Annotated in this window: 7 protein-coding genes; 1 reads left to right on the forward strand and 6 read right to left on the reverse strand. The window is 71.4% G+C overall.

Going from position 1 to position 7,056, the window contains the following annotated elements; translation table 11 throughout:
• Positions 1 to 66: 66 nt before the first annotated feature.
• The 4 genes from mctP to ACWCSD_RS43940 all read right to left on the reverse strand — a co-directional run bounded on the left by mctP (position 67) and on the right by ACWCSD_RS43940 (position 3,278).
• Positions 67 to 1,662 (reverse strand): monocarboxylate uptake permease MctP, encoded by a 1,596-nt coding sequence (mctP, locus tag ACWCSD_RS43925; protein WP_387675528.1) that lies wholly within the window; start codon positions 1,660 to 1,662, stop codon positions 67 to 69.
• Positions 1,659 to 1,871 carry a DUF3311 domain-containing protein gene (locus ACWCSD_RS43930; RefSeq protein ID WP_352329975.1) on the reverse strand — a complete coding sequence of 71 codons (213 nt, stop codon included), beginning with the start codon at positions 1,869 to 1,871 and terminating at the stop codon, positions 1,659 to 1,661. Before ACWCSD_RS43930 ends, mctP begins: the two co-directional genes overlap by 4 nt.
• Positions 1,872 to 2,100: 229 nt before the next feature.
• Positions 2,101 to 2,730 carry a carboxymuconolactone decarboxylase family protein gene (locus ACWCSD_RS43935; protein ID WP_387675525.1) on the reverse strand — a complete coding sequence of 210 codons (630 nt, stop codon included), beginning with the start codon at positions 2,728 to 2,730 and terminating at the stop codon, positions 2,101 to 2,103.
• Positions 2,730 to 3,278, reverse strand: coding sequence for a VOC family protein (locus tag ACWCSD_RS43940; RefSeq protein ID WP_397156548.1), 549 nt, complete (start codon positions 3,276 to 3,278; stop codon positions 2,730 to 2,732). The genes ACWCSD_RS43935 and ACWCSD_RS43940 overlap by 1 nt, the downstream gene beginning before the upstream one ends.
• Before the next feature lie 78 nt (positions 3,279 to 3,356).
• On the opposite strand from ACWCSD_RS43940, the gene ACWCSD_RS43945 reads away from it, so the two are divergent.
• Positions 3,357 to 4,247: an SDR family oxidoreductase gene (locus ACWCSD_RS43945; RefSeq protein ID WP_449924176.1), complete on the forward strand. Its 891-nt coding sequence runs from the start codon at positions 3,357 to 3,359 to the stop codon at positions 4,245 to 4,247.
• 34 nt (positions 4,248 to 4,281) lie between these two features.
• On the opposite strand, the gene ACWCSD_RS43950 is transcribed toward ACWCSD_RS43945, so the two are convergent.
• Together ACWCSD_RS43950 and ACWCSD_RS43955 are read right to left on the reverse strand one after the other, a co-directional pair.
• Complete coding sequence (locus tag ACWCSD_RS43950) at positions 4,282 to 5,226, reverse strand: helix-turn-helix transcriptional regulator (RefSeq protein ID WP_352350891.1); 945 nt, start codon at positions 5,224 to 5,226, stop codon at positions 4,282 to 4,284.
• Positions 5,208 to 6,845, reverse strand: coding sequence for a CocE/NonD family hydrolase (locus ACWCSD_RS43955; protein WP_449924180.1), 1,638 nt, complete (start codon positions 6,843 to 6,845; stop codon positions 5,208 to 5,210). Before ACWCSD_RS43955 ends, ACWCSD_RS43950 begins: the two co-directional genes overlap by 19 nt.
• Between the last annotated feature and the right edge of the window lie 211 nt (positions 6,846 to 7,056).

The raw sequence follows: 7,056 nt of genomic DNA on the forward strand, positions 1-7,056 counted from the left end.
CGGGTCCGGGCCGCCGGGCCGGGGGGGGGGGGGCCCCCCCCCCCCACCCCCCCGCGGCCGTGAGCGTCAGTGGGAGCCGGCCAGGTCCAGGTCCTTGACGTCCGGGTCGCCCTCGTCGGCGAAGTAGTCGCCGCGCCGGGTGGCGTCCGCGCCGTCGGCCACCTTGGCCGCCCGGAAGATCAGCGTGGCGACCGCGGCCACGACCAGGTTGACGATCAGCGCGAGGAAGCCCGCGTAGATGGTCATCTTGGTGTCCAGGCCCAGGTTCGACAGGCTGAAGGCCGAGCCGCCGAAGTGCTCCTTGCCCTTGGCCGGGTTGGGGATGAGGTAGAGCATCCACATGCCCGCCGCCAGGCCTGCGGCCCAGCCGGCCATCAGGCCGCCCTTGTGGAACCAGCGGGTGTACAGGCCGAGCGCGACGGACGGCAGCGTCTGCAGGATGATCACGCCGCCGATGAGCTGCAGGTCGATCGAGAACTGCGGGTCGAGCAGCAGGATGCACAGCACCGCGCCGACCTTGACCACCAGCGAGACGACCTTGGAGACGTTGGCCTCCTGGGCGTCGGTGGCCTGCTTGTTGATGTACTCGCGGTAGATGTTGCGGGTGAACAGGTTCGCCGCCGCGATCGACATGATCGCCGCCGGCACCAGCGCGCCGATGCCGATGGCCGCGAACGCCACGCCGGCGAACCAGTCGGGGAAGAGCTGGTCGAACAGGTTCGGCACGATCGTGTTCGGGTCGCCGCCGACCGGCTTGGTGCCGGCCGCGATGGCCATGAAGCCCAGCAGCGCGATCAGGCCGAGCACGAAGCTGTAGGCGGGCAGCGCCGACATGTTGCGCTTGATGACGTTGCGGTTCTTGGAGGCCAGCACGCCGGTGAGGCTGTGCGGGTAGAGGAACAGCGCCAGGGCCGAGCCGAAGGCCAGCGTGACGTACTGGAGCTGGTTGGCGCCGTTGAGCAGGATGCCGTCGCCCGGCGCGGGGGTCTTGTCGAACTTGGCCTGCGCCATGTCGAAGATGTTGCCCCAGCCGCCCAGCTTGGCCGGGATGTAGATGACCGCGGCCAGGATCACGATGTAGATCAGCGCGTCCTTGACGAAGGCGATCAGCGCGGGCGCGCGCAGGCCGGACTGGTAGGTGTAGGCCGCCAGGATCGCGAAGGCGATGATGATCGGCAGGTGCCCGGTGATGCCCATCGACTTCAGCACCGCCTCGATGCCGACGAGCTGCAGCGCGATGTACGGCATCGTGGCCACCAGCCCGGTGATGGCGATCAGCAGCGCCAGCGTCGGCGACCCGAACCGGGCCCGGACGAAGTCGGCGGGCGTGACGAACCCGTGCACGTGCGAGACCGACCACATCCGCGCCAGCACCAGGAACACCAGCGGGTAGACCACCACGGTGTAGGGCAGCGCGTAGAAGCCGAGCGCGCCGGAGCTGAACACCAGCGCGGGCACGGCCACGAACGTGTAGGCGGTGTAGAGGTCGCCGCCGACCAGGAACCAGGTGACCCAGGAGCCGAAGCTGCGGCCGCCGAGGCCCCACTCGTTGAGGCTGGCCAGGTCGGTGGGCCGCCGCCAGCGGGCCGCCACGAAGCCCATGCCGCTGACCAGGATGAACAGCAGCCCGAAGACGACCAGCTCGGTCACGTGCCCGCTCATTTGGTCATCCTGTAGACGATCGTGGTGCAGCCGACGCCGACCACGATGAAGGCGAGCTGCAGCCAGTAGAACAGCGGGAAGCCGAGCAGGCGCGGCTCGTCGGAGTTGAACAGGAACGTCAGCAGCGGCAGCACGATCGGCACGACCAGCAGCCAGTTCCACGGGCTGCGGTCGGTACGCGGCGGCTGCCCGGATTCCCCGGTAGTCATCGGCCCTCCGATTGGGGGATCAGGAGCGGCGTGTTGACCGGCTCCTGACAACGTCGTCAATGGAGGGAGATTAGCTTTCCGGTGGTATTAAACCCAATGTCCGGAACATTACGGTTTGGCCTAAATGTCGAGATGAAATCTCAATATGTGAGACCAAAGCCACCCCTCGCCAACGGCACGTTAAGTCGCTCGCGCGCCGCGCGGAACCGGGCGATCGGCGAATGGTCGGCTACTCGCGACGAACGGTCACTTCGTCGGCGATGTCGCGCGTCCCGTACCCCTCGGGGGCGGGTACCTCGGTGATCGGGTCGGGGCGGTCGTCGAACTCCAGCCGCAGCGCCCGCGCCATGGTGGCGTGCATCTCGTACAGGCAGACGATGTAGGTCAGCTCCAGGATCTGCTCGTCGGGCAGGTGGGCGCGCAGCACGGCGAACACCTCGTCGTGCACCCGGCCGCCGTCGAGCACCAGGCCGTCGGTGTAGGCCAGCACCGCCCGCTCCAGCTCGCCGAACCGGTCGCTGACCTGCCAGGAGGCCACCGCCCGCACCTTCTCCTCGGGCACGCCGAGCGCCCTGAGCTGCTTGCAGTGCTGGGAGTAGACGAACTGGCTCTGCCGCGCCCAGCCCGCCCTGGTCTGCCCCAGCTCGCGCAGCACCGGGTCCAGCCGTGACTCCCGGTAGATCTGGAAGCCCTTGACGCAGTGGCGGAAGATCTTGGGGTCGAGGGCGAAGACCGTCCACCAGTCGCCCGGCGAGCCGGTCGCGGTCCCCGTGCCGTCGGGGGACAGCAGCCGGTCGTGGAAGAACCGGACGACGGGGTCGGTCACCTCCTCGGGCGGCACCCGCCGCAGCCGCGGCATCAGACGGTCCGGTCGGCGGCCGTCTTGGGCTCGTGCCGGACGTCGCCCGGCTGCCCGACCGGCCGCGTCCAGGCGGCGAACTCCACCAGGATCCCGTCGGGGTCCTTGAAGTAGATGGACCGGACGAAGACGCCCTCGTGCATCGCGGGCGCCACGCCGAACTCGCTGTCGTCGTGGTTGAGCAGCACGCCCACGTCGATGCCCTTGGCCACCAGCCGGTCGCGGTACTCCTCGATGCGCTCGGGCGGCACGTCGAAGGCGATGTGGTTCATCGAGCCGACCGCCGACAGCAGCTCGCCCCGGTCCGGCAGGTTCTTCGGCGCCGAGACCCCCGGCACGCCCTCGGGCGCGTCGGGGAACCAGAAGAAGGCCAGCGCGTTGCCGCCGCCGCAGTCGAAGAAGAAGTGCTGGCCCCAGCCCAGGGGCAGCTCGATCGTCTTGATCAGCGGCATGCCCAGCACGCCGGAGTAGAAGTCGACGGTCTGCTTCATGTCCGAGCAGACCAGCGCGATGTGGTTGACCCCGCGGAGCTCGAATTCGCTGTTCATGGTAATCAACTACTTATCACAGCGTTCCTGCGGAAAACATGACAGGAGGTGGCGGCTATTCGGGCCACGATCGTGCCCGTGATTGTTGTGGTGGCGGGCGCGACCCGCGGAACGGGACGAGGAATGGCGGTCGCCCTGGGGGCGGCCGGAGCGACGGTCTACTGCACCGGACGGAGCACGCGCGAGCGCCGTTCGGAGATGAACCGTCCGGAGACGATCGAGGAGACCGCCGAGCTGGTGAGCGCGGCGGGCGGGACGGGCGTCGCGGTCCCCGTCGACTTCCTGGACCCGGCGGCGGTGGCCGGGCTGGCCGCCCGCGTCGAACGGGAACAGGGCCGCCTGGACGTGCTGGTCAACGACGTGTGGGGCGGCGACCACCTGTGGAAGTGGGAGACCCCCGTCTGGGAGCAGGACCTGGACGACGGGCTGCGCCTGCTCAGGCTGGCCGTCGACACCCACCTCATCAGCGCCCGCCACCTGCTGCCGCTGCTGATCCGGCACGAGGGCGGCCTGGTCGTGGAGGTCACCGACGGCACCTGGGAGTTCCACCGGACCCGCTACCGCGAGAACGTCTACTTCGACCTGGCCAAGCTGTCGGTCAACCGGCTGGCCTTCGCCTGGTCCCACGAGCTGCGCCCGTACGGCGGGACGGCGGTGGCCGTCACGCCCGGGTTCCTGCGCTCGGAGGCGATGCTGGACGGCTTCGGCGTCACCGAGGAGAACTGGCGCGAGGCGAAGGCGGACAGCGCGTGGATGGTCTCCGAGACCCCCGCCTACGCCGGTCGCGGCGTGGCCGCCCTCGCCCAGGACCCCGACCGGCGCAGGTGGTCGGGGTCCTCGGTGACCAGCGGCGAGCTGGCCGAGGCGTACGGCGTCACCGACGTGGACGGCAGCCGGCCGCAGGTGTGGCGCTACATCGCCGAGGTCATGGAGAAGGGCGGCGACGGCGGCTGGGAGGACTACCGCTGACCCCCGTGGTGGAGCCCGGCCAGGCGGGCGTCCTCTAGCGCCGGTAGAGCTCGGCCATGCGGGCGGCGGCGTCGGCGACCTGGGCGCGCAGCTCCTCCGGCGCCAGCACCTCGGCCTCCGGGCCGAACCGCAGCACCTGGGTGAAGGCCACCCGCGTCGACTCCACGGCCAGCCGCACGGTCCCGTCCGGCTGGAGCGAGGCCAGCGCGTCGTCCAGGGCGGCCGGGTCGGCGACGTACCGCAGCATGCGCCGGCCGGCCGGGGTCAGCCGCAACGTGATCACGTCCCTGAGCAGGGAGCGGCTGAACTCGGCGGCCTGCCCGGCCCAGAACGCGGCCAGGTCGAAGTCCGCGTCCCGCTCGAAACGCGGCTCGCGCGCGCGGACATCCCCCATGCGGTCCACCCGGAAGATCAGGAACCGTTCGCGCAGGCGGGCCACCAGGTACCAGGCGCCCGCCTTCAGCACCAGCCCGTACGGCTCCAGCTCCCGCGTGCGCTCCTTGTAGACCACCGTGACCGGCAGGTCGTTCCACACGGCCCTGGCCAGCGGGGCCAGCGCCGGAGGCGGCGGCGTGTCGGCGGCGTACCAGCCGGGCGCGTCCAGGTGGAAACGCTGCGCGGCCGTGGCGGGCGCGTCGCGCAGCGAGGGCGACAGCGCCGCGGCGGCCTTGAGCCGGGCCGTCGCGGCCACCTCCTGCAACCCCATCTCGCGCAGCGCCGCGGGCACCCCCGACAGGAACAGCGCCTCGGCCTCGGCCCGGTCCAGCCCGGTCAGCCGGGTGCGGTAGCCGTCCAGCAGCCGGTAGCCGCCGCCGCGCCCGCGGTCGGCGTAGACCGGCACGCCGGCCTCCGACAGCGCGAGCACGTCGCGGTGCACCGTGCGCTCGGAGACCTCCAGCTCCCTGGCCAGCTCGGCCGCCGTCATCCCGCCCCTGGCCTGCAACAGCAGGACCAGCGACATCAGCCGCGCGGCGCGCACAGCGGCAGCACCACGGCCGAGGGGCGGGCGGGGGAGTGGAACACCTCGACGTCGGCCGGCACCATCGGGCCGCCGGGCGCGCCCACCGGCTCGCCGGTGCCCGGGTTGCGGGCGATCGTCGGGTACGCGCCGGCCGCCACGTGCACCCGGATCCGGTGGTCGCGGCGGAACCGGTGGCCGATCGGCCACAACTCCACCCGTACCCGGCGCACACCGTCACCGTTCCCGTCACCGTTCCCGTCACCGTTCCCGTCATCGTTCCCGTCATCGGCGGTGTGCGGGCCCAGCCGGCGCACCCCCTCGCACAGGTTGAGCGAGCGCCCGTCGGGGTGCACGTCGCAGACCCGGACCACGACGTCCACGTACGGCGTGCTGGACCGGACGTAGACGTCGGCGTGCACCGGGCCGATCATCTCCACGTCGGCCTCCAACGCCGCGGAGCTGTAGACCAGCACGTCGCGCCGGGCCTCCAGGCGCCGCTGGTCACGCGGCCTGGAGTCGGCCAGCAGCACGGGGCCGCCGATCGCCGGCGTCGGATGGGCGGGGTGGTAGCGGAACCGGTCGGACCCGGCCTCCTCGGGCTCGCGCGGGTCCAGCCCGCCGCCCGGCCGCAGGTGCCAGCGCTGCTCCCGCACGCCCGGCACCGGCCAGTCGGGGTAGTCGCGCCACTCGCCGGCCCCGGTGACGTACAGCCGCACCGGGTCCGTCCGCAGGCCGGACGGGTCGTCCATGAGGTGGGCGCGGAACCAGGCCAGCGCCTCGGTCTTCGAGGGCCGCCCGTGCCGGGAGTCGACGTGGTACCAGGGCCCGATCGTCAGGTACGGCCGCCGCCCGGCCGCCCGCATCGCCGCGTAGTCCTTGAGCTGCCAGGGCAGGAAGACGTCGTACCAGCCGCCGAGCATGGTGACCGCCGCCTCCACCTCGCCGACCTTGAGCGAGAAGTCGCGCTTGTGCCAGTACGGCACGGCCGGGTCGGCGTGGTGGGCCAGCAGGTCGCGGAAGAACCGCAGCGGCCGGCCCGCCGAGGCCACGTCCAGCTCGGCCACCGGCCGCCCCGACAACACGGCCCGGCGGGTCACCCTGGGGGCGGTCAGCATCGCGGCCCCGCCGACGAAGCGGCGCGTCATGGTGTCGGTCAGCGTGGTCCAGCTCAGCGTCGACTCCAGCGCGAACGCGCCGCCCACGTAGGCGGCGTCCCTGAACTGGGAGGCGGTGATCTGCGTGGCCATGGCCTTGAGCTCGGGCCCGGCCTCGGCGGCGACGGCCCACTGGGCGTAGCCGAGGTAGGAGGGGCCGAACATGGCGAACGAGCCGCCGTACCAGGGCTGTTCGCGCAGCCAGGCGATGGTGGCCAGGCCGTCGTCGCGCTCGTCGCCGAGCGGGTCGAGGCTGCCGCCGGAGCCGAAGCCGCCCCGGCAGCTCTGGATCAGCACGTGGAAGCCGTTCCTGGCGAAGCCGCGGCCGTACATCCAGCCGAACAGGCCGCGCCGGCCGTACGGCGAACGGATCAGCACCGCCGGGCCCGGCCGCCCATGAGCCGGGGCGTAGTGGTCGGCCAGCAGCGTCACACCGTCGGGCATCGGGACGGGGATGTCCCGCCGCAGCCGCACGCGTCTCATGTCCTAACCAGTAACAGATCGGGCGGGACGGGTGGTAGCCGGGGGTTACGGTCGCGTAGGGACAAAGGTCCTTGGCAAACTATCCGGTCATGGGACGAATCACTTCGTATGTCGCCCTAGACGAGTAAGTCCTAAGTCGTTCGGAGTGCAGGCACGACGAAGGGTGTCGAGGATCGATGTGTGACGAACGACCTCAACACCCTTCTCACCG

This window comes from Nonomuraea sp. NPDC001684 (assembly GCF_053596515.1).

Coding starts and splice junctions, on each gene's coding strand:
- mctP (WP_387675528.1), bottom strand. CDS start 1,662: ATGAGCGGGCACGTGACCGAGCTGGTCGTCTTCGGGCTGCTGTTCATC.
- ACWCSD_RS43930 (WP_352329975.1), bottom strand. CDS start 1,871: ATGACTACCGGGGAATCCGGGCAGCCGCCGCGTACCGACCGCAGCCCG.
- ACWCSD_RS43935 (WP_387675525.1), bottom strand. CDS start 2,730: ATGCCGCGGCTGCGGCGGGTGCCGCCCGAGGAGGTGACCGACCCCGTC.
- ACWCSD_RS43940 (WP_397156548.1), bottom strand. CDS start 3,278: ATGAACAGCGAATTCGAGCTCCGCGGGGTCAACCACATCGCGCTGGTC.
- ACWCSD_RS43955 (WP_449924180.1), bottom strand. CDS start 6,845: ATGAGACGCGTGCGGCTGCGGCGGGACATCCCCGTCCCGATGCCCGAC.